At 60.6% G+C, this 26,310-nt stretch carries 13 protein-coding genes and 7 pseudogenes; 10 read left to right on the forward strand and 10 right to left on the reverse strand.

What is annotated here, in order from left to right; all coding sequences use genetic code 11:
- Positions 1 to 9: 9 nt before the first annotated feature.
- Positions 10 to 345: pseudogene (locus tag NLM33_RS48955) on the forward strand (transposase); the annotation flags it as partial.
- A gap of 120 nt (positions 346 to 465) precedes the next feature.
- Here NLM33_RS48955 and NLM33_RS48960 read toward each other — a convergent pair.
- On the reverse strand, positions 466 to 1,980 hold the full coding sequence (locus tag NLM33_RS48960) for an ISNCY family transposase (RefSeq protein WP_254106657.1): 1,515 nt from the start codon (positions 1,978 to 1,980) through the stop codon (positions 466 to 468).
- A 487-nt stretch (positions 1,981 to 2,467) separates the two neighbouring features.
- On the opposite strand from NLM33_RS48960, the gene NLM33_RS48965 reads away from it, so the two are divergent.
- From NLM33_RS48965 to NLM33_RS48980, 4 genes and pseudogenes are all read left to right on the forward strand, one after another.
- A complete protein-coding gene (locus NLM33_RS48965) occupies positions 2,468 to 2,866 on the forward strand; it encodes a hypothetical protein (RefSeq protein WP_254106659.1) in 399 nt (132 codons plus the stop codon).
- A gap of 460 nt (positions 2,867 to 3,326) precedes the next feature.
- Positions 3,327 to 6,041 (forward strand): Ulp1 family isopeptidase, encoded by a 2,715-nt coding sequence (locus NLM33_RS48970; RefSeq protein ID WP_254106660.1) that lies wholly within the window; start codon positions 3,327 to 3,329, stop codon positions 6,039 to 6,041.
- A pseudogene (locus NLM33_RS48975) lies at positions 6,016 to 6,171 on the forward strand (transposase); the annotation flags it as partial. The gene NLM33_RS48970 and the pseudogene NLM33_RS48975, both read left to right, overlap by 26 nt.
- Positions 6,172 to 6,467: 296 nt before the next feature.
- Positions 6,468 to 8,657 carry a hypothetical protein gene (locus NLM33_RS48980; protein WP_254106662.1) on the forward strand — a complete coding sequence of 730 codons (2,190 nt, stop codon included), beginning with the start codon at positions 6,468 to 6,470 and terminating at the stop codon, positions 8,655 to 8,657.
- A gap of 71 nt (positions 8,658 to 8,728) precedes the next feature.
- On the opposite strand, the pseudogene NLM33_RS48985 reads toward NLM33_RS48980, so the two are convergent.
- The 4 genes and pseudogenes from NLM33_RS48985 to NLM33_RS49000 all read right to left on the reverse strand — a co-directional run.
- Positions 8,729 to 9,484, reverse strand: a pseudogene (locus NLM33_RS48985) (IS256 family transposase); the annotation flags it as partial.
- Positions 9,485 to 9,888: 404 nt separating this feature from the next.
- Positions 9,889 to 10,164, reverse strand: a pseudogene (locus NLM33_RS48990) (transposase); the annotation flags it as partial.
- Between the two features lie 27 nt (positions 10,165 to 10,191).
- A pseudogene (locus NLM33_RS48995) lies at positions 10,192 to 11,406 on the reverse strand (Tn3 family transposase); the annotation flags it as partial.
- A gap of 90 nt (positions 11,407 to 11,496) precedes the next feature.
- A complete protein-coding gene (locus NLM33_RS49000; protein ID WP_254106666.1) occupies positions 11,497 to 12,252 on the reverse strand; it encodes an outer membrane protein in 756 nt (251 codons plus the stop codon).
- Positions 12,253 to 12,750: 498 nt separating this feature from the next.
- Between NLM33_RS49000 and NLM33_RS49005 the strand changes: the two genes are divergently transcribed.
- Together NLM33_RS49005 and NLM33_RS49010 are read left to right on the forward strand one after the other, a co-directional pair.
- A complete protein-coding gene (locus tag NLM33_RS49005; protein WP_254106669.1) occupies positions 12,751 to 13,155 on the forward strand; it encodes a hypothetical protein in 405 nt (134 codons plus the stop codon).
- Positions 13,148 to 13,369, forward strand: a complete 222-nt coding sequence (locus NLM33_RS49010; RefSeq protein WP_254106672.1) for a hypothetical protein — start codon at positions 13,148 to 13,150, stop codon at positions 13,367 to 13,369. The genes NLM33_RS49005 and NLM33_RS49010 overlap by 8 nt, the downstream gene beginning before the upstream one ends.
- Positions 13,370 to 13,588: 219 nt before the next feature.
- Here the strand turns inward: NLM33_RS49010 and NLM33_RS49015 are convergent, their stop codons facing one another.
- A complete protein-coding gene (locus tag NLM33_RS49015) occupies positions 13,589 to 13,918 on the reverse strand; it encodes a hypothetical protein (protein WP_254106675.1) in 330 nt (109 codons plus the stop codon).
- A 971-nt stretch (positions 13,919 to 14,889) separates the two neighbouring features.
- Here NLM33_RS49015 and ltrA (NLM33_RS49020) point away from each other — a divergent pair.
- Positions 14,890 to 16,365 carry a group II intron reverse transcriptase/maturase gene (gene ltrA, locus NLM33_RS49020; RefSeq protein ID WP_254106362.1) on the forward strand — a complete coding sequence of 492 codons (1,476 nt, stop codon included), beginning with the start codon at positions 14,890 to 14,892 and terminating at the stop codon, positions 16,363 to 16,365.
- Between the two features lie 216 nt (positions 16,366 to 16,581).
- On the opposite strand, the gene NLM33_RS49025 is transcribed toward ltrA (NLM33_RS49020), so the two are convergent.
- On the reverse strand, positions 16,582 to 17,817 hold the full coding sequence (locus NLM33_RS49025; RefSeq protein ID WP_254106752.1) for an IS701 family transposase: 1,236 nt from the start codon (positions 17,815 to 17,817) through the stop codon (positions 16,582 to 16,584).
- 106 nt (positions 17,818 to 17,923) lie between these two features.
- The gene (gene ltrA, locus NLM33_RS49030) at positions 17,924 to 19,399 is read right to left on the reverse strand and encodes a group II intron reverse transcriptase/maturase (protein ID WP_254106362.1); all 1,476 of its coding nucleotides are present in this window, start codon (positions 19,397 to 19,399) and stop codon (positions 17,924 to 17,926) included.
- A gap of 419 nt (positions 19,400 to 19,818) precedes the next feature.
- Between ltrA (NLM33_RS49030) and NLM33_RS49035 the strand changes: the two are divergent.
- Positions 19,819 to 20,912, forward strand: a pseudogene (locus NLM33_RS49035) (IS3 family transposase); the annotation flags it as partial.
- Positions 20,913 to 21,685: 773 nt separating this feature from the next.
- On the opposite strand, the gene NLM33_RS49040 reads toward NLM33_RS49035, so the two are convergent.
- Positions 21,686 to 22,828: a YncE family protein gene (locus NLM33_RS49040; RefSeq protein WP_254106677.1), complete on the reverse strand. Its 1,143-nt coding sequence runs from the start codon at positions 22,826 to 22,828 to the stop codon at positions 21,686 to 21,688.
- Between the two features lie 537 nt (positions 22,829 to 23,365).
- On the opposite strand from NLM33_RS49040, the gene NLM33_RS49045 reads away from it, so the two are divergent.
- Positions 23,366 to 24,709, forward strand: a complete 1,344-nt coding sequence (locus tag NLM33_RS49045; RefSeq protein WP_254106610.1) for an IS1380 family transposase — start codon at positions 23,366 to 23,368, stop codon at positions 24,707 to 24,709.
- A 382-nt stretch (positions 24,710 to 25,091) separates the two neighbouring features.
- On the opposite strand, the pseudogene NLM33_RS49050 reads toward NLM33_RS49045, so the two are convergent.
- A pseudogene (locus NLM33_RS49050) lies at positions 25,092 to 25,962 on the reverse strand (PAS domain-containing protein); the annotation flags it as partial.
- Positions 25,963 to 26,310 lie beyond the last annotated feature (348 nt).

Consider the following 26,310-nt stretch of genomic DNA (forward strand, 5'->3'; position numbering starts at 1 on the left):
GCTACTCGACTGCTCAGCCGCTGGGACGACTTCGCCCGCTTCCTCGACGACGGTAGAATCTGCCTGACGAACAATGCCGCAGAAAGAGCGCTGCGCAGCGTGGCTGTGGGCAGGCGCAACTGGACCTTTGCAGGCAGCGAGCGCGGCGCTCAACGTTGCGCCGTCATGCTGACGATGATCACTACCTGCCGTTTGAACGACGTCGATCCCAAAGCATGGCTCGCCGACGTCCTGGCCCGTATCGCTGATCTGCCCGCCTCGCACCTGCACGAACTGCTGCCCTGGGAGTGGAAGCGCCTGCTCGAAGCTAAAAAACAGGCCACTGCCGATCAGCGGGCGGCCTGAACCTCACGCGCGACGATCATAGAGCGGACCGTTTACGAGCGCACGAGCCGATCACGCGGCCCTCCTCGTGTGCATACGGGGTTTCGGAGCGCCCGGCCTCCTCCTCTGGCATCTGGCACATCATTGGGTTGTTGTGCCCTCGCGCCCCAGCAGCGTTTTCTCCGCAGGAACGAACAATAACGCGTTCGCTTGCTCGCTGCGCCAGGATTTAAGCCGACGTTGAAGAGTTCGAAGAAGCTTGTTCGGATAGGCTCCAGGATATTCCACCTGCAACCGGGAGAGCAGTTCGCTACCAGTCCGCCAGGGCTCGGCTTCAAACCATTTTCGCAAATCTAGCGTTGCCCCGATGAGCGGGTCGGGACGACGCCGGCCTCTTTTCGGTTTCACGATTGGCCGATCCGTCGGCCGCATAGCTCCGTCCTTCCAGGCGGTTCGTAGGCTTGCCAGGAAGAGATCGATCGATTGCGATGCCGCAGCAGGATGGGCGATTGGCTGGGTATCCGCGAGCGCCGCGAGGCGTTCCTGCGCGCCGCGGATGTCGCGCAACAACGCGACCGGGTCGAGAGTGGCATAGATTTCTTGGAGATGGTGGCGAACCGCGTCGGGCGTGCGGGCGTCGGCGGCCAAGCGCTGGTGTGGCGTTGCCGGCGCGCTGTATGTCTTGCGCACACGAGCACCGTCGCGCTGCTTGGCTATCAATTTGAACGAGGGTTGGAAGAAGTTCACGAACAGTCGCGCCGATCGATAGAGTTCAGCCAGCAGCTTGGCCGCTTCCAGGCCCTCGAACCGACGATAGCCGACCATCCTGCGCACGACGGCGCCGTTCTTCTGCTCGACGAACGCCTGGTCGTTCTTCCGGTAGGGCCGGCAACGCGTGAAGACGATGTTGGCCGCATCGCAGTAGGCTTTCAGCGTCTCGTTCATGAACACGGTGTCATTGTCCGTATCGAGGCCGACCAGCGCAAAGGGCAATTGTTTGCGCAATTCCGTCAACACCGTGCTCAACAGCGTTTGTTCGCGCACGATCAGAGGAGCGCACTCCGTCCAGCCGGTAGCAATGTCGGTGAGCACGAGGGTCTGGATGAAGCTGCCGCGCGCCGATGAACCGCTATGCGCTACAAGGTCAGCCTCGACAAACCCCGGCGCCGGATCATTCCAATCTGCCGACGTCCGAATTGGAATACTGCGACGCAACGAGTGCGTCGCGTGCCGTCGGCGCTTGCGACCTAATCCTTCTCGGACCCGCGCCAATGCGCGGTCGATCGTCGCAGCGCTCATTGCCAAAAGTTTGTCGCGGATCTCGGGGGCAAGGCCGAGATGGCCGTGCCGTTCCATCGCCGCAATCAGCGCAGGCATTAACGCCTTCAGTCGCTTCCCGCAGATCCGGTCTGACGCCTCCCAAAGGAGCACGAGCGCGTTGTGTTCTGCCTCATTATAGACCCGGCGTCGCGCCCGCCGGCCTGGGCGTGCGTCTTCCTGACCTCGAAGAAGCCGCATCGCATGCTTGCGATGGAAGCCGGTGATGTCGACGAACTCGTCCAATATCCGCGCCTTCTTCGCGCGATCCGACGTCCGATAGCGCCCGCCTGCCGCCGCCGTCAGCTCCTTCCGCGTCGCCATGCTTAGCCACCCCATCTTCGCCCCCGCTCGTTCCCGATCCAAGGGAGCAATTTACGTGAGGCAACGGCTCAGCATCCGGCAACAATTAAGGCGAGGCAATGCGAAGTCTCACCCTGATTGCCGCCGCGCAGCTCTTATTCGGACGAAGAGGCAGAACTTGTCACTGGTCTCGCGGCGACGGTCAACGATGATCCGGCAGTGACCCGCGAGCATGAAAGCGACAACGCTGGCATACTTGCCTTCACCACCAAGGACTTCCAGACAAATGTCGAAGGCGCGGCACTGTTGAAAATCGGGTGCGGCCAAACGATGGAGGTCACGAACGGCAACGTCCAGCACAAGGTGCCAAAAGGCATCTATGAGATCTCCGCCGAGAATGGCGTGTCAATCACTGCTGGCAGCGCTGCGACGTCCGCAGACATCGCCCTGACGGCTTCCTTTGGCCGTGTTCGCAAGGCCGTTGGTAGGAATCTTATGGGAGAGCGGCGCTCTCGGCCTATCGATGGAACAGGTCGCCGCTGTGATTCCACACTCCGTCACGCCGATCAGTTTGATGAGTGGAGCGCAACGCCACGACATGAAGCGATGGCGTCACCCGATCGATGCCGGTGTGCATATCGAGCGCCCTGCGGAATTGATCGCAGCGATCGCCAATCTCGACGCCGTGGTTGGGCCCGACAGCTTCGCCGTCCATATCGCCGGAGCACTCGGAGTTCCCGGCGTGGTTTTCGTGCCATGCGGTTATCCCTGGTATTGGGCCCAGGCTGGCGGAAAGCCACTGTGGTACCCGTCGTTCGAAGTCGTCGCGCAGGAACGGTTCGGCCATTGGTCTGAGGCGATCGAGCAAGGCGGGCGTAAACTGGAGGCACTGTTGCGCGCGTCACCGAGCGAATTGGGGTAGCGTGCTCCCTCGATCACATCTGGAAGGCCATTTAAAGACAAAGCGAGATGGCCCGTTTTTTGGGGCCCAACCGCCAATAGAAACGCCCGGCATTTTGCGCGGCGTTTCTATTTGGCGGGTACTATGCTGGATAGTAACTGGGAGATGATCAAAGGGGGCCCCGGCCATCACATAGAGCAGCTAACAGCTAGATGGAGCGGATGATGAAGAAGACGAGACGGAGTGTGCTCACCCTGATCGCCGCCGCCCAGCTTTGGTAGGTCCGCAATTCTACGGTCTGTGCGAATATGGGCCTGTTTGGAGGCACCCCAGCGCAGCTGGCTGACGCGCCGCCAGGGATCAAAGTTGTTACCCACGATCGTGCGGGACTGTCGCCCTATCCCGATCAATCACCCCCTCCCGTTTTTGGCGCTGAGGTGGAGAACTTGCGACGATCTAGCTTCGGACGCGGGAGATTGGCGTGGACCCAGACAATTTCGATCCATTCGATCCAGGTTGGCTGCAGGCGTACGACGCCATGTTGCAACAACAGGCAGAGCCGGCCGCGCCAGGAGCGGTAGACCAGGTCGCGCACGAGGACTCTGAGCAGCACTTGGCCGAGGAGCACCAAGGCGGTGCTGCTCCCATCGCAGGGGGCCGCCCACCGCGCTCAAACCCTAACTATCCTCATCTGTCCGATAACGACGAGAACCTCATCAACTCGGCTCTTGAGGCCAAGGTTGGGCACAGGAAGCTGACAGAAGGAACAAAATACGTTTACGCTAACGCTCTTCGTAAATTGGGGAATCGCCTCGGGGAGCGGGGCCAAACGATTGGTGCACTCGATCATGATTCCCTGCTCGCTCACGCTAAAAATGTCTTTTCGAATGTCGGGCATTTTGCTTCCGCGTTGACGGTCCTTCGGAGGTATCGCGAGCCTGACACCCCACATAACAAACGTCGACGAATTGATGTCTCTGTGGGGGCTGCTCCCGTCGCAGGGGGGCCACCGCGTTCAAACCCTAACCATCCTCATCTGTCCGATAACGACCGGAACCTCATCCGCTTGGCTGTCGAGGCCGATGTTGCGTGCAAGCGTCTAACAGAAGGAACAGCACGCACTTACGCTAACGCTCTTCGTCAATTGGGCAATCATCTCGGGAAGCGAGGGCAAACTATTGATGCACTCGATCACAATTCCTTGGTCGCCTACGCAAACGAGTTTTTTCAGGATAACCCGTATGTGGTTCCCGGGTTGACGGTCCTTCGGAGGTATCGCGAGCCTGACACGCCATATGGTCCAGTTGTCTCTGTGGAAGACGAGATTCTCATCGACCGGGCCATCCAGGCAGCAGCTGCTAGGCGCCGAAAGTGGACCAGGGACACTGCCCGGCGGTATTATCGAGTTTTGCGCAACTTGGCGAAATCTCTCGGGCCAGGTCAAACGATCACTGCACTCGATCACGAATCCCTGATCGCTCACGCTAAGAAGTCAACTGAGCTGAGAGCCGCCTTGCAAGCGCTTCGTGAGTATCGCGGCTCAAACACATTAGCTGATCGCGGGCCTCCACATCACAGTTCCACGGCAGAACGCGGACATATCATCGATGATGCAACTCGTTCCAACCAGCGAACAGAGACTACGCCGCCTATCGGCCTGGATATGACGCGTGCGTCCGGCAACAGTAACCTCGGGGACGGTGTTTCGGGCGCAGTCGGCTCCTGGCAGATGGGGGAACAGGCAGCCCATTCGCCATTGCAAGTTGTCGATCCGGAGGAGCTCTGGCAGGAAGCGGACCAAGCTGGCCAGCTGCCCGCCGACAGTTGGGACCTCGCGAACTTTTGGGAAGGCATGCCGTCTTCCTTAAGCCTGTCGCAACAATCATCCGCTCCGGCAGCCGCCGTACCGGCTTGGCCGTCGCCGCGTGATTTCGGATATCTCCTTCCCCTGCAATTTGATCCCTCGCAATTCAATGGCCCGCAACCGGCCCCCGGCGTCCTGATCGAAGCACTGGACAGAGCAGGGCTCCTACCGAGGCCGTCGCAGTGGCCGACGAATTTGTCTATTAACACTCAGCCTTACACGGCATCGTTCGATAGCCGAGCGTGGGAGCCGGCCGTAAACAATCCGCTAGGCAGACAAGTTATTATTCAGCCGGTCCACGATCCTAGCGGATCCTCGGCCGGTCGAGCATCTCGTCAGCCGCTCACCGATATCGGGCCTCTCGTGCCCCCCGGAGGATGGGAGCGCCGCGAAAGCTGGCTCCCAAACTATGCCGAGCCGCAAGTGGCAAGTTGCGATCAGTCGCAGCATTGGCGCGAGGCGAACCAGATCGCGGCACAGGTACCTGCCGGCTGGAGCTCCGCGTGGCCATTGCCGTCCGCGCAGTCGGACCGCAATTTCCCTGAGCCGGCAGCTCTGCCCTCAGGAGCTACGTTGTCAGATCTCTTCCCCGGCGCTGGTTATCCGATGCCATTCACCCCGCAGCAACTGCGAGATCATGCTCATTTTGCGCCGGCGTTTCCGAGTACATCCTCCGCTGATCAGATCGGGGCGTTGGAAACCCCATCTTCCGACCCCAGCGGGCGGGTGCTCGGCGCTAGGGAGTGGCTGGGTGACCAACATATCCACCGGGACTACGAACTGCTGAGGCAGGACTTGCAGCAGAACAATCCGGACCTCGCCGCCCGGACGCGGCTCGTCGATCCCCTCATCGCCCACTATCATCTGCGGCTGGGGTCGGCGAGCGTGATGCTCGCCGCCTTCCAGCGCATTGTAAATGTCGGTGGTAACGATACAGCCGACTTCCTGTTCATGCCAGTGAGCGACGCCAGTGCTTCGGATCCTGCTCTCCGCGGCACCCACTGGTCGCTGCTGTTCGTTGATCGTCGCGATCGGACAAGTCCAGTTGCCTATCACTATGACTCTAACCAGGGACAAAACGACGGGCGTGCAGAAATGCTCGCACAACGGCTGCGTGCGCGTCGTGAGCCCGTCCGCATGACCCAGCAGGAGAACGAATTTGATTGCGGCGTCTTTGTCGTGGACGGCACGCGGGCGCTGGTTGGGCGATTGGCCCAAAGCCAGTGGCCAGCCCTGCGGCATCTCGACAACCTCGTCGTCGATCGGCCGGCATTACAGGAACGACTGAGGGGTGATGCCCCCTTGAGCCGACCGCCTCGTTGGCGGCGATGATGCACTGCTGGGAATCGATGATACCGCGGTGCCGAAGAAGGGCGAACGCTCGGTCGGTGTCGCAGCCCAATATGCATCGTCGCTTGGCAAGACGGCAAATTGCCAAACGTTGGTGTCGCTTGCGCGCGCCAATCTGGGTCGGAAGAGCGCGGCAACCTGGGTGTGAATGCTGATCGAAAAATGACCCCCATCGGCGTCATCGGGACCCCTTCAGGCCATTGATTTCATTGAATTGAAATGATGGGACCCCCACGCCGATCATGGTTGAGACCCCACGCCGAAACACAGCTATCCTCGCGTCGCGGACGACAGCGTCGCCCACCGATTGGCCCTTGGCTCAAAATCCGACGCAGAATTTGCTCCAAACGCCTGCAAACGGTGGTTGACTGATTGCGCGCTGGGTGAGTTCTGAAGGAGGGATCGACGATGACAGACAGTCCGCCGCGCAAAAAGCAAAAGCACGGCTCATCCGGTAGCTCTTCCGTCCAGCCAGAACCGGGCCCCCACGACGTTGATGCGGCACTAATTGCTCGCTTCGCGAATCAAGCCGAGGGCGGCTTCAACAGAGATTACGTGCTATGGATGAGGCGCCTCGCGCGAAACTTTAGCGAATGGCTTCGCAAGACTGAAAGGCCGCCACTGGCCGGTCGGTTGAGCCAGCTGGATGACGATTTGCGGGCCTATGCGATCAGGCTTCGCAAACCTGACCGACGACTTCTAAATTTAACGTTGGACCGCCTTCGAGCTGTCAGTGCCGGCGTGCGTCTTCCCGCCGGATTCAATGAGAGGTCTATCGCCCGCAGGAACTCTGCCCCACAGCACCAGCTCTTCGAAAGGGATGCGCAACTCAGCCGCGCTGGCCGCCACCCCATCAAAGCGATGTGTGCTGAGGATGAGAGGCTTATTTCCGGCTTTAGGATGGCACGCTTGCCCGTGCAACCAGCCACTGCCCGCAACTACGCTTCTGCTCTTTGCGGATTCAGTATTTGGCTCCAGGCGCAAAAAAAGAGGTCGATAGCTAGCCGCCTGTACGACAATACGCTGACCCAGGATGCTGAACACTATAAGAACCACGTGCTGCCGGCTGCGTTGGGGTACCTTCGAGAATTGTGCCGCAAGCAGGCGCAATCGAGCGCCGGGCCGGGCACTCAGTACATGGTTGTCGCGCCGGATGTGTCCACGAGCTATGAGCCGCGTCACGATGCTCAAGTTACCCCGGCCTCAGCTGTGCTTCGGCCATTATCGCCTGCCGGACGTGGGGAGCCATCCTCGGCGTACGGCGGCTCGGCGGCGCCTGGCGCATCGTCGGAGGCTGCGGCATCGCCAGTTGACTTCAGCTTGCTAGATGACTTCGCCTTCCGTGAGGGCGATCATGAACTGATCATGTCGTTTCTAGACGATGCGGCGGCCGAAAGCGCTCCGCAGCCCGGCGCGTCGCAGGTACCTCCCCCGTTTGTGGGCGGCATCGGCGATGCTTCGCCGCTGTGGGATCAAGCCATCGGACGATCTTCATTTGCCGGTACTTCGGAAGCGTCATCGAGTTTCGTCGCTCGCCTGTCGGCGGCCGATTTTGGAAGTATCGTCGGTTTGAGCTGGGAGCACGGCAGCCAACCGGCTCCCCCCGAGCTGATCCGCGCCCTCGACGCACGCGGACTCCTGCCGGGGCCGTGTCGGCCGACACATCTGAGGATCCTTGATCGATCGTATTCGGCGCAGTGGGCAGGGAGAGGAAGAAGGGAGGTCGCGACCTTAAATAATTTGCTCGGCGGTGACGTTATGCTGATTCCGGAACCCGGGTTTGAACACCAGGGACCGGTGCAGGTGCGCCCCGGAACTGTTCCATCATCTGCGGTCGCGGCATCGTCCACAGCCGGTGCATCGTCCTCCGGGCAAGGCGGTTCGCAGGCACTGTACGGCCTTCCGGACATCGGAGAGTATGTTCCCCAGGACTTTGCTCACGGCGACACACGACCGATTGGCGCACAGGACTGGGGTGGCACCAGCGGTGCCGAAAGCATGGGACCATCAGAGATGCCCACGGGCTTTTGGGGGCGTCATTTCGAAGAAAACATCGTCAGCGATCCTTGGCAACACACCAGTACTTCTGGCTCCGATCGGCACAGCGCCGCCATCGGAGTGCCGCCCGCGGCACATCACCAGGCGCCCTCACAGGCACTCGCGGGCGCATCGCTGCCTGCCTTGTCTGTCGGCCCGTTGAGCGACACGCTCCAAGCATTTTTGGCGCGATTCAATGCCTACGTGGGACAAGCCAGTGGCCAAGGACTGAATTGCCTGCTGGAAACGGTTCTTCAATTGGCCAGCAACACGGAGCGACAGGACGACGAAACGCCGCAGACTCAGCAACTTCAGCAACAGGCTCAGTTGTTGCGGAATAGCCTGGTTCAAGACGGCACGGTCGATCCGCATGGCGAAATCGACCTTTACGGCGCTGGTGTCGGGGTCGTGCTGGCGACCAGTTTTGGCCTGCGCATTCAAGCCATCGAGGCACATGCGAATGGCGGGTGGACCGTGCATCCTGTCCTGGGTCAGGAAGGTCGACTGGTGCACATTTTGCACACGCCGGGGCATTTCCAGCCGCTGTGGCCTCGGGACTAAGAAAGAAAAGCCGAAGCCCGCGCGAGCTCGGTACTGCAGCCCCAGCGCATGCGACGGCGGTGAGCGCGCAGACACCGGCGGTGCTGGTGGCGCGTGCCAGGGAAGACCTCGTCAAGGGCCTTCCAGAACCCCAGCGCACCGTCACCGACCGCCACTTGGGGAGCGATCCGCAGGCCGCGCTGCTTCACATCGATCAAGAGCTCACGCCAACTCTGGGCGCTCTCGCGGGCGCCGACCTGGAAGCCGACCAATTCCTTGCGGCCCTCCGGCGTCGCGCCGACCAGCACCAGGATACATTCGCTGTGATCCTCCATCCGGGCCTGCAAATAAACCCCATCGGCCCACAGATAGACGTAGCGCCGCGCCGACAGGTCACGTCGCTGCCAACGCTCGTACTCGGCCTGCCAGTCGGCCGTCAGGCGTGCAATCACCGACGGCGACAGGTTCGGCGCGTCCTTGCCGAGCAGCGCCGACAGCGCCTCCTGGAAGTCGCCGGTCGAGATGCCGCGCAGGTAAAGGATCGGCAGCAGGGCATCCAGGCTCTTCGTCCGCCGCGCCCACAGCGGCAGGATCGCCGAGCTGAAGCGGATCCGATCGGCTGAGCTGGCGCCGCGGTCTCTCACCTTGGGCCGGGCGACCTCGATTGCGCCGATCCCCGTGGCAATCTTGCGCGTAGGGCCATGGCCGTGCCGGACCACACGGGCGCGGCCACCCGGCAGCTTCAGCTCCGCCGTCGTCTCCAGAAACGCCTGCAGTTCGATTTCGACCGCCCTGGCGAGCAGATCACGGGCTCCATTGCGCAGGATTTCTGTCAGTGGATCGTCAACCGCCGACCGCTGACGGAACGGGAGAATCTTGGTAGTCTCGTTCATGGCGTATCGCTCTCCTTGAGGTTCTGGCAGGCTCGACACCCGCCTCACATGGGGGCGCGCCGTGTCAAGATCATTCATCGCAAAGCATGAGCAATTCTCCAAAACGGCATTCAAGTTCTGAGCCCGATTGCGTGACGCGGCTGGTTTGCCGAGCCTGGTCAACCTCACATTCGGTCGCCGCTCATTGCGGCCGCACCAATATCCCGCTTGCGCGCGGGCGGGGCTCAGGGTGGCGAAACCACTCTCGAAAAACGGCATTTCGCCAGAGGCGGGTACGGTTCGCCGACCTGAATCCGCCAAGACAGATCGAGTCCTGGTAGATTTCTAGAAGAAGTTGATGTTTGAGCTGCAGCCGATGTTTACTTGTTCTTCAGGACGGCGCCTTCGATAATGATGCCCGCAGTTACATACTTCCAGAGTGCAACGAGTAGCTTGCGCGCGAGCGCTACAATCGTAGACCTCTTCAAGCGACCGCCATTGCGCCGAACACGTTCGTTGAACCACTGAGCCAACGCGGAATTAGGCTGATGTCGTAGCCACAGCCAAGCCATTTGGATCATTGTCGTCCGTAGCCTTGGGTTACCCGCTTTCGATACCCCTTGCTCGTGATCAATTGATCCGCTCTGCCAGGGGCTCCGTGGGCATTTCTGCAATAATACCCGCTAAGGGAAAGCGAAGTTGTTTGGATTGAAACGGTTAGCGCGGATCGGCCTGAAGCGTTCGAGGGGTCGGTCAATTTCGTTCCAGAGATAGTCGCCGGTGAGTGCGATATGAGCCCAGGGAAGCGGTGCGACCTGGGAGAGCAGCTCGGCGGGAATATCGATGCCCTGGGTGCGGACATAATCGACAGCGCGGCTGAGATAGACGGTGTTCCACAGGATAATGGCGTTGACGACGAGGTTGAGACCTGACGCCCGATAGGCCATGGTTTCCGCCACGCGGTTGCGCAGCTCGCCAAGCTGGTGGAGGAAGACCGCCCGGGCAAGGGCGTGACGGCTTTCACCCTTGTTGAGGATGGCATGCGATCTGCGCCGGAGCTTGGTGTCGAGCAACCAGTCGCAGATGAAGATCGAGCGTTCAATCCGGCCCATTTCACGCAGCGCCTGATTGAGCCGGTTTTGCCGAGGCGATGCGGCAAGCTTCTTGAGGATGACGGACGGCGGCACCAGGCCGGCGCCGATCGATGCCTTCAGCCGCAAGACCTCATCCCAGTGCTGCTCGATGACATCCATGTTGACGGTTCCCGCGATCAGCGCCCCGAGCGGCTCGTACGCCGGGTCGGGATCGATGACGAAGAGCCTGCGATTGCCGAGATTGCGGATACGGGGAATGAGCCTATAGCCGAAGCCGTGGAACATAGCGAATGTCGTTTCGGTCGCGCCGGCGGTATCGGTTGCATGCTCATGGATTTCGACCGAGCTCTCGTTGTGAAGGAGGCCGTCGAGCACGTAGGGCGCTTCGCTCTCGGACGCCTGGATCATCCGGGAGAAAAAGGAGGCGAAACGATTGGACAGGAAGCCATAGACCGAGGCACCTGGTCTTTTGCCGTATTTTGCATTGTATTCGAGACTGGCTTCACCGCGCCCGCCTGCCGGAAAGAACTGCCCGTCCGAGGAGGAGATATGACCGTCGCCCCAGACCTCGGCGAACGGATGGGCTTGCTGCGCATCGACCAGCACGGCAGTCGCCGTGGCGTAGGTTTCTGATCGTAGATGCCGATCCACCATTAGCATCATCTGGTGGATTGTGACGCCGCGTGAGCTTTCCGCCATGCGTTCAGCACCGGCATTGGTGGCGTCGGCAAGGATAGCGGCCATCAGTGCTGCCTCATCGTTCGCCGTCTCGCCGGTGCGATAGTGTGTGAAGCTGTCAAGGAACACTTCGCAGTCTTTTCAGACATGCGCTTTCCGACAAATAGGCCGGGCAAACATGCCCGGCCCATTGTGCTGACAACGTCGAGAAGAAGATCAGTATTTCGCCGCGACCGGAACGCCATAGCCGCCGAAGCGGTAGTTAAACCGCACAGTGACCATATCAACGTCCTGGCTGATCCGGTCGTTGAGTACGGCCGCAAGGCGCGGATCTGTTACGGAGAAGGAGTTATTCGCGTGTCCCATCCACAGATGGTCGTATTCAATTCCGGCCGACCAGTTCGGTGCGAAGCCATACTCCCAGCCCACACCCAGGGCGCCGCCCCAGCGCGTGTTGTCTGCCGAGACCAGACCGACCCCGGTGGTGTTGTCGAAAATAAAGAGGCGGTTGCTGGTCACGGCCGCGCCGCCCTTCACGTAAAACAGTGAGGCGTTCCATGCCCAGCCGAGTTGGCCGGTGAAGAGACCAATGCCGTCGGTTTTCACAGTGGTTGAGAGCGTCGGGTTGAACAGGCTGACGCGCGTGTTGCTGAGATCGGCCCAATCACCTTGTGCTTCCAATCCGAACACAAACTGGTTGGTTTGCCAGCGATATCCGATTTGCCCGCCGGCAACGCCTCCTGAACGATCCCGGCAACCGCTTGCGACTGTTCCTGCGAGCGTGACGAAATCCACGCAATTGTGGCTTTGGCCCCATCCGCCGTTGGCACCGATGTAGAAGCCAGTCCAATCATAGATCGGCGCAACCACCGGGGGCGGCGCTTTGACGTAGGGTCTAGCAGACAGATCAGCCGCCGATGCAGGGGCGGCCATGCCCAGCGCGAGCACGGTGCCCAGCAAAATCTTTTTCATTATCGTTGCTCCATCTCGTCGTTTCGACTGAAACGACCGCCATACTTGCTTCGAGATCTTTCCGGCATCCCAAGTCGAGATTAATCGATTTGATGGAGATGCGATGTAGCACGGTGGCAACACTTGGATTTTCAATTTTGGATGGAAAACGGACGCAAGGTGAGCATTGATCCGTCCACGATCAAACAGATGAAAGCTGGACGGCACGGAGCCGCTAGCCATTGCCACCTTAAGATTGGTCGCGCGTCCGCTATGCGATCTTCCTAGGTCTACCGTGAAGGCTTTGCTTGTCCGAGTTCGATCCCAGCCGATTTTAACGAGATTTTTGAACTGGTATTGTTTCCAACAATATCTCCCGATAGCGACCAAATTTCACCGCGCAGCCAAAGGACAAGATGGGCCATTAAGCGACATCGCAGGTTTGGCCTGATGAGCAAGGAGCCAGCCGACTGAGGCGGCCCTAAGGCGCGCGACGCGGTCCTGCGCGACGGCATCCGGGTGCTGGTCATCGATCCCTGGAATGAGATCGAGCACGCGCGGGACCGCGAGGAGTCGACACACGAGTACATCGGCCGCGCCATCCGCATGCTGAAGCGGTTCGGTCGTCGGCACGAGGTCGCCGTGATCGTGCTCGCCCATCCAACGAAGGACGTTTACGAGCGCGGCAAGCTGCGGACGGCGACGCTGTATGACATCGACGGCTCGGCGCATCGGTTCAACAAGCCGGACCATGGGCGGCTGGTGATCGAGCGCGATCCCGTGAAGGCCGAGATCACTGTGCACATCTCGAAGGTCCGCTTCGAGCAGACCGGCTATCGGGGCGCGATCCGCATGCGGTTCGACCCCGAAACGCAGCAGTTCGATCAACTTCGGGAAATTCAGGGGCAGCTGACCTATGAGTGACATGCTGCTGATCCGGCGCGAGGCGATGAAGTTCAATCCGCTGGAAGACATGGTGATGGATGACGAGGCTCCCTCCATCTGGGACGGGCCCCACGTTGGCAAGCGCCTGTCCGAGGCGATGCAGACCCTGCGCCTGCTGCCGATGCCTGGCGTCTGTGGCTATCCATCACGTCCATTTAGGATTTTCGGCAGGCAGCACGAAGGCAGATCGTAGCCAGCTCAAGGGTCTCCTCCGCTCCAAGTTCGGACCATTGGAGCCGCATTCCTGTCCTCAATGATCTTTCCATGCCCTGAGCGGCACCACGTTGGCTGGCAAAACAGGCTGCCCGACTGAAGGCCCGGCCGGCCCCCATCCTACCAAGGCGCTGCTCATTGGGACCCATCAGACCCGGTAGTTGAGACGACGACCGCGTCGGCTCGCACGGGTGTGGCGCTACCCTGCACTGATCTCGTCCAGCGCTTCCGCGAGCGTCCTCAGAAACGGTTGATGCCAATCATATTCATCAGACAGCAGCCAAGGCGGTAGGCCGGCGACGTAGCGGCTCAGAGCGATGACGCCCGCAAGCGTGGTTGGTTTGGAGTGGATAAGCACGTCTGCGTACTCTGCGAGAGCCAACCTCCTTGCCTCGCTGATTGCGTCGGCCACATCAAATTCGGGGCCTTCGACAAGTTTCGCGGATATGGATGCCGCGGCATCGTGTTGCGCGGAAAGCGCGCGGTGATGCTCAATCACATCAAAGATCGAATCTAGTTCAGTCGCCATGGCGCATTTGCCCCAGGCCGCATGAGATCGGCACCAACCAATCCTGGTAGGCGCTTGGAGTCCTTCTCCGCGATAAAACTTGGCAGCCCCCGTGGATTACGCGCAACCCCAAGTCCCGGGGGCCAAGGTGGTCAGCTTTGCCTATTCCAGTCGGCAAGCAGGGGGGCAACGCTGGCCACCGGCGTTTGCGGCGCGTGGTAGGAACAGCGTCGGCTTTCTTTGCATGTTTCCCCGACGCCGAGTCGCGCCCGCGCTGCTTCCGGGTCGTCAAGCCACTGGCGACGACCAGTCCTGGGAGTTGTGCCAGTGAAGTGTTTCCGGACGATACATCCAGCGGTCAGCTTCTGCCGCTTGAGGCTAGGCCGTTAGAGTTAGCGGGGGCGTGATAGGGACAGCGCCGTATCTCCATCGGGCGCCGAGTCATGCCGCCGCTAACTTCTATACTGTGGGTCGAATGGACGGCGATCACCAACAGGACAAACCTTCGCGCGCCGAGCTGAGGCGTGCGGAGCGGATAAAACGCCCCGACCAGATCGACCCGCGTGGTCCCACAAAGGCCGACTGAAGTGGACCCCGGATTTTGGACCGGCGGCTTAGCATTACAGTTGGTGCGCCGGGAGACCGGCAAGGAGTAGGTGGTGGAAGTCCACTGCGATGAAGGAATAGCGATCCACATCGGCCCCGAGCCGTGCGCAGGCGTCCGCGAGGATGTCGGCGAAGCGTCAGCAGGGGAGCGCATAGGCCAGCCATGGAGCCGCGAAAGAATGCTTTCCCGAGAGCCGACGCTGTCAACTGAGCGGAAGGCAACACGAAAGGGTGCGATATCGCGAGCGCCCAGTCGCCTCGGCGTGGTCGCAGACCCTGGCATGTGCAGAAGCTTCTTGTACGGGAACCGGGAGGTCTCTTGGTCGGCCAGATGCTCATGGAAGCGGCCTGGTCCGCGGCGGGAAGGCGAGGAGCTGTAGCCGCCGATGAACGATCAGGAGAAGTCTGACTCCGCCATAGTAGCAATGAAGTCGCCGAACAAAGCCGGAGGTACGGTGGCGGAGGCGATGGAGCGAAGGGCGGGGACCAAGGGAAACGCGAGACAGCAAAGCACATTCCGGACACAGGGCCGGGATCGTGTGATCCAGGAGCTTGATCGCGTACGGCAAGCCGCAAGGCAGAGGAAGAAGGAGCGGTTCACAGCGCTTCTCCACCATATCAATACCGACACGCTCCGGATGGCTTTCTACGCGCTCAAGCGCAAAGCAGCCCCCGGCGTGGATGGTGTGACATGGCAGGACTTCGAGACAGATCTGGAGCCCCGGCTTGCGGATCTGCACCGACGGGTCCACACAGGAGCGTATCGTCCCCAACCGTCACGTCGGACGTATATTCCGAAGGCGGACGGCCGGGAGAGAGCGCTGGCGATCGCGGCTTTGGAGGACAAAATCGTCCAAGGCGCGACCGTCATGGTGCTCAACGCCATCTACGAAGGCGACTTCGTCGGTTTCTCCTACGGGTTTCGACCCGGTAGGGGCCCACATGATGGGTTGGACGCCCTGGCGGTAGCGATCACCACGCGGAAGGTGAACTGGATACTTGACGCCGACGTGCAAAACTTTTTCGGAAGTGTGAACCAAGACTGGCTGGTCCAGTTCTTGGAACACCGCATCGGCGACAAGCGCATCATCCGCCTGATCCGTAAATGGCTGAAGGCGGGCATTCTCGAAGACGGGGTCGTTACCGTGGACGACAGGGGCACGGGGCAAGGATCGGTGATTTCGCCGCTGCTCGCCAATGTCTACCTGCACTACACGTTCGATCTTTGGGCCGAACGCTGGCGACGGCAAGAGGCCCATGGCGACATGATCATCGTGCGCTATGCCGATGATCTCGTGGCTGGCTTCGAGCATGAGGACGACGCTCGCCGTTTCCTTGATGCAATGCGTGAACGGTTTGAAGCATTCGCGTTGACACTCCACCCAGACAAGACCCGCTTGATTGAGTTTGGTCGCCGTGCGGCGGTCAACCGCAAGGGGCGCGGCCTTGGCAAACCGGAGACCTTCATGTTTCTGGGCTTCACCCACATCTGCGGTAAATCACGCCGAGGAAACTTCCTGCTCGAAAGGAAGACCCGTCGCGACCGTCTGCGGAGGAAGCTTCAGGACATCAAGGAAAAGCTGCGGCGTCGGATGCACCAACCGATCCTCGTCCAGGGTGCATGGCTGAGACAGGTCGTCGCCGGCCACTTCGCCTACTACGCGGTTCCTACAAATGGGCGGACGCTCTCAGCGTTCCGCTACTATGTGACCGATCTCTGGCGTCGAACGCTTCGGCGGCGAAGCCAACGAGACCGCTTCACGTGGGACCGCATGACGAAGTTGGCGGATGAATGGCTCCCTCAACCCCGTATCCTCCATCCCTGGCCACAACAGCGCTTCGCCGTCACATACCCAAGGTAAGAGCCGGATGCCTTAATTGGGCTCGTCCGGATCCGCGCGGGGGGCGCTCAGCAATGAGCGTCCCTACCGCAAACGGTTTTGATTTGAAGTGGGCGCGTTGAGCGGCAGCTTGGTGAGCTCTGCGCCAGACAGACCATGCGATGATGTGTGCGGGTTGAATCCGCTTTCGAGCAAGTCTGATAGCAATGCGACGGATTTCCTGGATTGACCAACGGATCAGTGGTGGGGTGGTTGTGCTTTGGCTTTTGCCCGGGGGCGCCGTTTCGTTTTTTTGGGCGGTGGCGGATTAGCGCGATGTCGGATCGCGGCCATCATGGCGAAGGCGAGCATCACCAAGGACACATGACGGTGCCAGCCATGCCAGGATCTGCTCTCGTTGTGATCGAGCCCGAACTCGTTTTTCGCGGTTTCAAAGCTGTCCTCGATCGCCCATCGATGGCCTTCGACCGCGACCAGCGTTTCAATGGCTGTTCCCGCTGGGCACCAGGTGGAGAAGAAGGCGAGGTCATCATCGGCGATGCGACGACGGATCAGTAGACCGCGTGTCCACAAACCGTCATTTGCACTGTTGAACTGCTCGGCCTCGAGATCGGCCAATTCGAGATAACACCAATCGTGCAGCCGCGGTCCTTTGGTTCCGGCTCCCGCCGACAGGCGCTTCCAGTCGGATGAGTGCCGCGTCCGGGCGAGGTCTGCAGCCGTACCGGCGACCGGCGGTCGCTTGCCCCAGGATCGAAACACATGAGCGCTGCTGACCCCAAGCACGTAGCCTTTGCCTGCCCGACGTAGTTGCTGTTCGATGTTGCCAACACCGTAGACGGTATCACCGGCAACCCACTTGAATGGTACAGACGCGGCTATCGCGCGTGCGATCATTCTCGTCGCAAGCTTTGGTTTGGTCGCAAAGCCGACATCGGCAGGCACATATGTGGCTTCCAGACGATCTGGATCGTCGGTCCATTCCTTCGGAAGATACAACGCGCGATCGATGAACGCATGGCCATGACGCGAAACGTAGGCAGCGAAGACACCGATCTGGCAGTTCGTGATCTTCCCTGCCGAACCAGTGTATTGCCGCGCCACTCCGCATGAGGCTTTGCCCTGTTTGAGAAAACCGGTCTCGTCGATCACCAGCACCGCATCGTCATCCGCCAAATGCTCGATGACATAGTCGTGCACGATATCGCGCAGGGCATCAGCGTCCCAGTCTCCACGACCCAGAATCGCCTGCTGCCGCCATGGGCCGGGATCGCCAGCCGCCTCCGCGCGCATCCAACCGGTCTTGCGCTGCTCATCTCCGAGCAGACCTTCCAGGAATAGACCTGCATTCGTCGCAACACGCTCTTGCGTGAACAACGGACGTATCCGTTGCTTGATCTCTCGAAGCGACGCCGCCCACAACGCAAGCGTCTCTTCAATCGACGCTGTCCGCGCCCACGATCTTCGAATCATGGTTGCCCATGGATTCAGAAGCCCGCAAAAAAGTTTGCGGTAGGGACGCTCATTGCTGAGCGCCCCCCGCGCGGATCCGGACGAGCCCAATTAAGGCATCCGGCTCTTACCTTGGGTATGTGACGGCGAAGCGCTGTTGTGGCCAGGGATGGAGGATACGGGGTTGAGGGAGCCATTCATCCGCCAACTTCGTCATGCGGTCCCACGTGAAGCGGTCTCGTTGGCTTCGCCGCCGAAGCGTTCGACGCCAGAGATCGGTCACATAGTAGCGGAACGCTGAGAGCGTCCGCCCATTTGTAGGAACCGCGTAGTAGGCGAAGTGGCCGGCGACGACCTGTCTCAGCCATGCACCCTGGACGAGGATCGGTTGGTGCATCCGACGCCGCAGCTTTTCCTTGATGTCCTGAAGCTTCCTCCGCAGACGGTCGCGACGGGTCTTCCTTTCGAGCAGGAAGTTTCCTCGGCGTGATTTACCGCAGATGTGGGTGAAGCCCAGAAACATGAAGGTCTCCGGTTTGCCAAGGCCGCGCCCCTTGCGGTTGACCGCCGCACGGCGACCAAACTCAATCAAGCGGGTCTTGTCTGGGTGGAGTGTCAACGCGAATGCTTCAAACCGTTCACGCATTGCATCAAGGAAACGGCGAGCGTCGTCCTCATGCTCGAAGCCAGCCACGAGATCATCGGCATAGCGCACGATGATCATGTCGCCATGGGCCTCTTGCCGTCGCCAGCGTTCGGCCCAAAGATCGAACGTGTAGTGCAGGTAGACATTGGCGAGCAGCGGCGAAATCACCGATCCTTGCCCCGTGCCCCTGTCGTCCACGGTAACGACCCCGTCTTCGAGAATGCCCGCCTTCAGCCATTTACGGATCAGGCGGATGATGCGCTTGTCGCCGATGCGGTGTTCCAAGAACTGGACCAGCCAGTCTTGGTTCACACTTCCGAAAAAGTTTTGCACGTCGGCGTCAAGTATCCAGTTCACCTTCCGCGTGGTGATCGCTACCGCCAGGGCGTCCAACCCATCATGTGGGCCCCTACCGGGTCGAAACCCGTAGGAGAAACCGACGAAGTCGCCTTCGTAGATGGCGTTGAGCACCATGACGGTCGCGCCTTGGACGATTTTGTCCTCCAAAGCCGCGATCGCCAGCGCTCTCTCCCGGCCGTCCGCCTTCGGAATATACGTCCGACGTGACGGTTGGGGACGATACGCTCCTGTGTGGACCCGTCGGTGCAGATCCGCAAGCCGGGGCTCCAGATCTGTCTCGAAGTCCTGCCATGTCACACCATCCACGCCGGGGGCTGCTTTGCGCTTGAGCGCGTAGAAAGCCATCCGGAGCGTGTCGGTATTGATATGGTGGAGAAGCGCTGTGAACCGCTCCTTCTTCCTCTGCCTTGCGGCTTGCCGTACGCGATCAAGCTCCTGGATCACACGATCCCGGCCCTGTGTCCGGAATGTGCTTTGCTGTCTCGCGTTTCCCTTGGTCCCCGCCCTTCGCTCCATCGCCTCCGCCACCGTACCTCCGGCTTTGTTCGGCGACTTCATTGCTACTATGGCGGAGTCAGACTTCTCCTGATCGTTCATCGGCGGCTACAGCTCCTCGCCTTCCCGCCGCGGACCAGGCCGCTTCCATGAGCATCTGGCCGACCAAGAGACCTCCCGGTTCCCGTACAAGAAGCTTCTGCACATGCCAGGGTCTGCGACCACGCCGAGGCGACTGGGCGCTCGCGATATCGCACCCTTTCGTGTTGCCTTCCGCTCAGTTGACAGCGTCGGCTCTCGGGAAAGCATTCTTTCGCGGCTCCATGGCTGGCCTATGCGCTCCCCTGCTGACGCTTCGCCGACATCCTCGCGGACGCCTGCGCACGGCTCGGGGCCGATGTGGATCGCTATTCCTTCATCGCAGTGGACTTCCACCACCTACTCCTTGCCGGTCTCCCGGCGCACCAACTGTAATGTTAGGTGGTGCGGATGCCGTTCCGTTTTGATAAACGGAGCGGACCATGAAGAAGACGAGACGGACAATCGATGCGGCGCTGAAGGCAAAGATCGCCTTGGAGGCGCTGCGAGAACAATCAACGGTGACGGATCTGGCGCAGCGCTACCAGGTGCATGTGAACCAGATTTATGCCTGGAAGAAACAGCTTCAGGATCAAGCGGTTCGGGCGTTCGACGCGGGCGCTGGTCGGGATGGCGAGGCGGCCCACGAACTGGAGGTCGAGAAGCTCCACGCCAAGATCGGACAATTGACGGTCGAGCGGGATTTCTTAGCCAGGAGGTCCGAAAGATGAGCGCGCCGGATCGCCGAGGATTGCTTCAGCGCGATCATGCGAGTCTATCGATCCGCCGGCAATGCCAACTGCTGAGCGTTGCGCGATCGAGCGTGTATCGGCCGCCGCTGCTGGCCAATGACAACGACCTTGAGCTGATGCGGCGGATCGACGAGCTGTTCACGGCCTGGCCGTTCCTGGGCTCGCGGCGGATGACGGCGATGCTCAATAGCGAAGGCTGTCGCATCAATCGCAAGCGCGTGCAGCGGTTGATGCGCAAGATGGGCATCGCGGCGCTGGGACCAAAGCCCAGAACCACAAAGCCGGCGCCGGGACACAAGATCTTCCCGTATCTCCTGCGCCATATGGTGATCGACCGACCGAATCAAGTGTGGGCGGCCGATATCACCTATCTGCCGATCGGCCAGGGCTTTCTGTATCTGGTGGCTATCATCGATTGGGCGAGCCGTGCGGTGCTGGCCTGGCGCCTGTCGAACACGATGGACACATCGTTCTGCGTGTCTGCGCTCGAAGAGGCCTTGGCGCGCTTCGGCCGGCCTGAGATCTTCAATACCGACCAGGGCAGCCAGTTCACCAGCGCCGCCTTCACCGGCACGCTGGCCGCCACCGGCGTCAGGATCTCGATGGACGGTCGTGGGCGCTGGATGGACAACGTGTTCATCGAGCGGCTGTGGCGCTCGCTCAAATACGAGGACATCTATCTCAAGGGTTATTCGGATGGTCGCGAGGCCAAAGCCGGAATCGCCCGATGGATCGAATTTTACAATTTCCAGCGCCCTCATCAGGCGCTGGAAAACCGCGCGCCGATGGCGGTCTGGCGGGCCGGTGTCACCGGCGCATTCGGCGAACAGGCTGTGGATATGACGCTTCTCGCAAGCGAGAAGCTTGGACAACGCTGCGCGTTGCCCGCATCCCCACAGCCACAACAGCAGCAGGCAAGAGTAGCGTAAAGATATTGGGAAGAACGAACGGCAGCAGCTCCACTTAAAAAACCGGACCCAGTGGTCCTCAGCATAGGGTCCACTTCAAAAGCTCCGACGACGTAAGCATCTCGCAAATTATCGATTCCTAGCGGCTGGGAGCGGCTGGGAGCTACTGCACCTCGTGGGTTGGAAAGTGACTAGCGCAGATCCAGCGCCATGCTGATCCACATCCACAAGGCGAGAGCCGCACCGGCGGCAATGCCGAGCCACAAGGCCGCCTCGGGCAATAATTGTTTGATTCTTGTAATCAGAGTTCGCCCCCGCTCTGGCTGTACTTGGGACGCGCCTTCGATCGGGCGCGTCCCCTAGCCTTCGAACTGAACCTGGCTTGCGGGCGAGCGTGCAGGGTTGGCTCAAAATAGGTGCGCATCCGGCGATGGCCCCGGTTCGGCCGTTTGGATCGTTTTCTGACTATGCGCAGAAACTTTTTTCCGACGATCACGCCCCGAAAGACTAGCAGCGAGCCTCAATTGGGAGTAGGGCCAAAGCCGCCAGACGCGTCTGATGCGCTCCCGATAACGGCGCGGAGCGCCGAACTCGCAGGTAGACCAAGGCCGCGCACATAAAGCAGGCCGGCAGAACAGGTGCGCACGGCTCTACCGAGCTGGCGCACGCATGGACGCCGGTTGGCCCGGCAGCTTCAACCTGGACCCCGTCTCGGTCAGCTTGCCGCCAGCGAGGTCAAATACCTGCAGGTCCCTGTCGACATAGTTGGCCACATAGAGGTAGTCGCTGTTTGGGCTGTAAGCGACGCCCTCCGGCAGGCGGCCAAGCGGCGCGCGCGCTGTTACCGTCAGGCTACCGCCAGTGCCGATCGACATCAAAACGAGTTCGCCCCTCTTAGTCGAACTGCCAAGCAGCAGCGGGGTAGCTGCAGTCTTCCCATCGGGCGCTATCGCGAAACCTTCCGGTCCGACACCAGGGCTCATCAAGTCGACCACGTGGGGATGTGGGCCGGTTGCTTCGATAATCACCGCCGCATCAGCGTTGTTCTTCAGTGCGCCGGTGTTTGAGGCAATGACGTATTTTCCGTCTGGCGTGATGTCGATGTTGTAAGGATTGAATGCCGAAGGAATGTCCATCGAATTGTCGTAGGCCACGTCTTGTCCATCGATTGCCAACACGCCGATTTTGTTCGCAAGATTGAGGCAGACGAAGGCGCGCTTGCCGTCAGGCGCGATGACTACGGCCGCGGCCTGCTGCTCCAGCGGCACTTCGCGGACGGCTTTGACCGTCGTACCCTGGATCGAGACAACAGAGACACTTTTGCCCTCTCGGTTGGCAATCAACGCGAGATCGCCCCTCTTCGAAATCGACAGGCCCGACGGCTGCCGTCCGACGGTAACCGCATCGATCACCTTCGGCGGGGCCGCAGTGAGGTCAATCACGTACAATTTGTCATCCGGGACCGTTTTCCAAGCGTTGCCCTCCTGAATGTGAACCACGGAATTGGCGACTAGGCCCAACTTGCCGTCCGGTGTGATCTGCAAATTGGTGGGCGGCCCCAGCAGGGAGTTCGCCACCGGCACGCTGGCGCGAATCTTGGGTTTGGCGGGGGCGGAAACATCAATGACTAGCACGGCGTCGTTACCCGGAGCGCCCTTCGTTTGGCCCTCAGGACCATAGGTGATCTTGCTGTCAAGTCCGATCAGGATATCGTTGGTTCCGGCCTGCGCCGAGCCGCTGCCGCCGATCAGGCCAACAAGGTACATGGCACAAAGAGCATTGCGTAGGTTCATGATGCGTTTTCGTTGCGCCATTTCTAAGTGAGCCTTCACCTTTCGCGCAGCATTGATAACTGGCACCTCTTACCGCGCTCAGGCCGCGCAGCCACGTGACCACCTCGGGTCATGAACGCCAAGCATCGAGTGAGCACACTGCGTCTGCTCTCGGGCGGATAGCATTCCCCGCTCCGTCTGCGGTCCCTAGTCCTGTGAATGTACAACGAAGGCGATTGAAACAGAAAAGTCCACCCGCCAAAAATGAGGGGGAATGATAAGCCGGAGTCACCGCACATGATCTCTGGGGGATAATCAGGTGCAATATCGTCTCTGCATCGCGAAGTGGCCGAGCCGGTAGCCTTGTAACAGACTGCGCCAACGGTATCCTGGAATCGCTCGAGCGCGGAAAGTACGCCCTGCAACTAGCCTAATAACCCGTCTTATTCGCGAGAGGGCGCCTGAGAGGCTGGCGAGCGTGGTGTAAAGCGCTGATGCGGCGTAGGATTCGGTTGCGAAGCCAATCCCATCACCTCAACCGCGAACGCCACGCCCGCCATGACCGATGATACGATTTTGCCCTTCTCGTTTCCAGCCGTTCACGCCAAGAAAGTCACAGCTGCCTTCGATGGTGGACGCCTAACCTCGAATGGGGGCGTGATGCTTCTGGCGATGGCCGAGCGGCGTCTCGGTTTGGCCGACAATTTGGCCCGGGTGTTCCCGGATCGGCGCGATCCGACGCGGGTCGTGCACAGCCTTGTCGATATGTTCCGCGCGCGCATGTTCGCGATCTGCTGCGGCTACGAGGACGCCGACGACCTCGATCATCTGCGGTCCGATCCCGCATTCAAGCTGGCCTGCGGACGGCTGCCGGACAGCGGTCGCGATCTGTGTTCCCAACCGACGCTGTCGCGCCTGGAGAATGCTCCGCGCCTGCGCGACGTGATCCGACTGACCTACACTTTGGTCGACGCATGGATGGATAGCTACCCGCGCGAGCCGGCATCCGTCACGCTCGACATCGATGATACCTGCGATGTCGTCCACGGCCATCAGCAGCTCTCGCTGTTCAACGCTCATTATGACGAACGCTGCTTCCTGCCGATCCACGTCTACGACACGGAGAAGAGCCGGCCCGTGGCGGTCGTGCTGCGGCCCGGCAAGACGCCGGGCGGCGTCGAGGTGCGTGCCCATCTGCGCCGCCTGATACGGCATATCCGGACGCGGTGGCACAAGACGCGAATTACGTTCCGTGGCGACGGGCACTATGCTCGGCCGGAGGCCATGACGTGGTGCGAGAACAACGGCATCGACTACATCTTCGGTCTGTCCGGTACCAAGCCTCTCGCCAGAAAAGTCGACGAGGTCGCCGACGACGTTCGCACGCGACGCGCCATCGAGAACCTGCCTGTTCTGCGCGGCTATACCGAGACGCGCCACAAGGCAAAGTCCTGGGATCACGAACGGCGCACTGTCGCCCGTATTGAGGCGACGATGCTCGGCCTCGACATCCGCTTCGTCGTCACCAGCCTCGATGTCGGCTCGGCCGAGTGGATCTACGACAGCCTGTATTGCGCGCGCGGCCAAGCCGAAAATCTGATCAAGCTGCATAAGACGCAGCTCGCCTCCGATCGCACCAGTTGCCGTTCGGCGCTCGCCAACCAGGTCCGTCTCGTTCTCCACACCGCCGCTTATTGGTTGATGCTTACCGTGCGCGGCGCCATTCCCAAAGTCCGGGAATTGGCCACTGCCGAGTTCGCGACGCTGCGTCTTCGTCTCTTGAAAATCGCAGCCCGGGTCGTCGAAACCGCGAGCCGCATTCGCCTTGCGTTCGCCGCGGCATGCCCCGAAGCCGACCTCTTCCGCAGCTTGCCCGGCGCGCTGCTCCCGCTCGGCCCGTAACCGACCGGGCCTGCGCCCGCTCACCCGCCCCACTCCTCCAACGCGTACAAAACAGCTTGATGTAGAACCCGGTGACAAAAGGCCGGACGGTCACCCACGCCAGCCGCCAACCCCCGTCAGACGTCAAGAACGACCGTGCTCTCGTGAATAGATCGGGCTAACAAGCTTTCACCCCGCGAGACGATGTGGCCCCGCTGCCCGAGGTGCGGAGGCAAGGCGGAAGTTCTCAGGGTTGTACCGGGAAGACCGGGGTTCCAGCACCGAACCTTGAGGTGTACTAACTGCCCAACGATATACGAAGCACAAGCTCCCGCAGACCCGATTAATTCCGAAGCTATGGGCTCGCTTCACAGTGGATTGAACCCGCCTCGATAAATGCGGGTAGCGAATAACCCACCGCTTTGAGAAAGTTCGCGTTGGCGGTGATGATCATGCCATCCATGCCGAACTCGATGACGGCCTGCGACCTGCCGATCGCCTCGATCTGTCCGGACGTATCAATCGCCTCTAGCTTCTGGTTGGTCACATCGGTGGCGAATGTCACCACCGCAAAAGGCGTCCCCTTTTCGTCGAGAACGGGATTGTAGGTTGCCAGCATCCATACTTCCCGGCCGCCCTTGGCAATTCGCCGGAAATTGCCCGGCCTGGCATTCGCCGCGGTTGAGCCGTGTCCAGAATTCCTGGTAGCTGGCGCAATCGCGCTCGGCCGGATCGACGAACATGCTGTGGTGCCCGCCTTCGATTTCGGCGAGCGTGTGTCCCATGGCGCGGAGGAAGTGTTCGTTCGCGCGTACGATCGTCCCGTCGAGCTTGAAAGAGACCACGGCCTGCGAGCGGTTGATGGCGGCGACCTGGCTGGCATCCTCCATGCTGCGCATCTTCCGCGCGGTGATGTCGGTTGCGAATGCGATGACCTTCGAGGGCCGTCCCGTAGCATCGAAGATTGGATTATAGCAGGCCCGTATCCAGACCTTTGCGCCGCCTTTTGCGACGCGCTCGTATTCAGCGGCCAGGCATTCACCGCGGTTAAGCCGGGCCCAGAACTCGCGATAGCGGTTCGAGTCTCGCTCATCTGCGTCAACGAACATGCGGTGATGGTGGCCCTGGATCTCCGACTGGGCGTATCCCATCATTTTCAGGAATTTTTCGTTGGCCGCAATGACCGTCCCGTCCATCTGGAATTCGCTGACGGCCTGCGACCGGTCAATGGCGGCAGCCTTCTCCAATTCACCCTGTTTGAAAAGTCCGAACATTCCCTGATGTCTCCTTCGATTTTCTCGGGCCGCAAGAACGAAGGGCCGAGATGGCATTCGATACGTGTAGAACAGGCACTGCTTCGTAGCCGTCCCCGTGGATCTTCAGATCGAAGCGAAGGACAATGCGGCGCCGCCTGCGAGAACTAGCCCAGCGCCTTTGGAGGACAGGGGCAGGACATTGCCTTGCCGCTAAATCTGATCGCCCTGGCTCGTGGATCGGCGTAGGCCGTCGAGCTGCCTTTGCCGAGTTCGTTCTTCGCGTCTCTCTACTTTCTTCCTATTTTCCGAAGCAAGAAGAAAATCGAATCAGCAGGACAGCGGTGCCGCGGCACGCCACGCGTAGGA

This window comes from Bradyrhizobium sp. CCGUVB1N3 (genome assembly GCF_024199925.1).
Classification (GTDB): domain Bacteria; phylum Pseudomonadota; class Alphaproteobacteria; order Rhizobiales; family Xanthobacteraceae; genus Bradyrhizobium.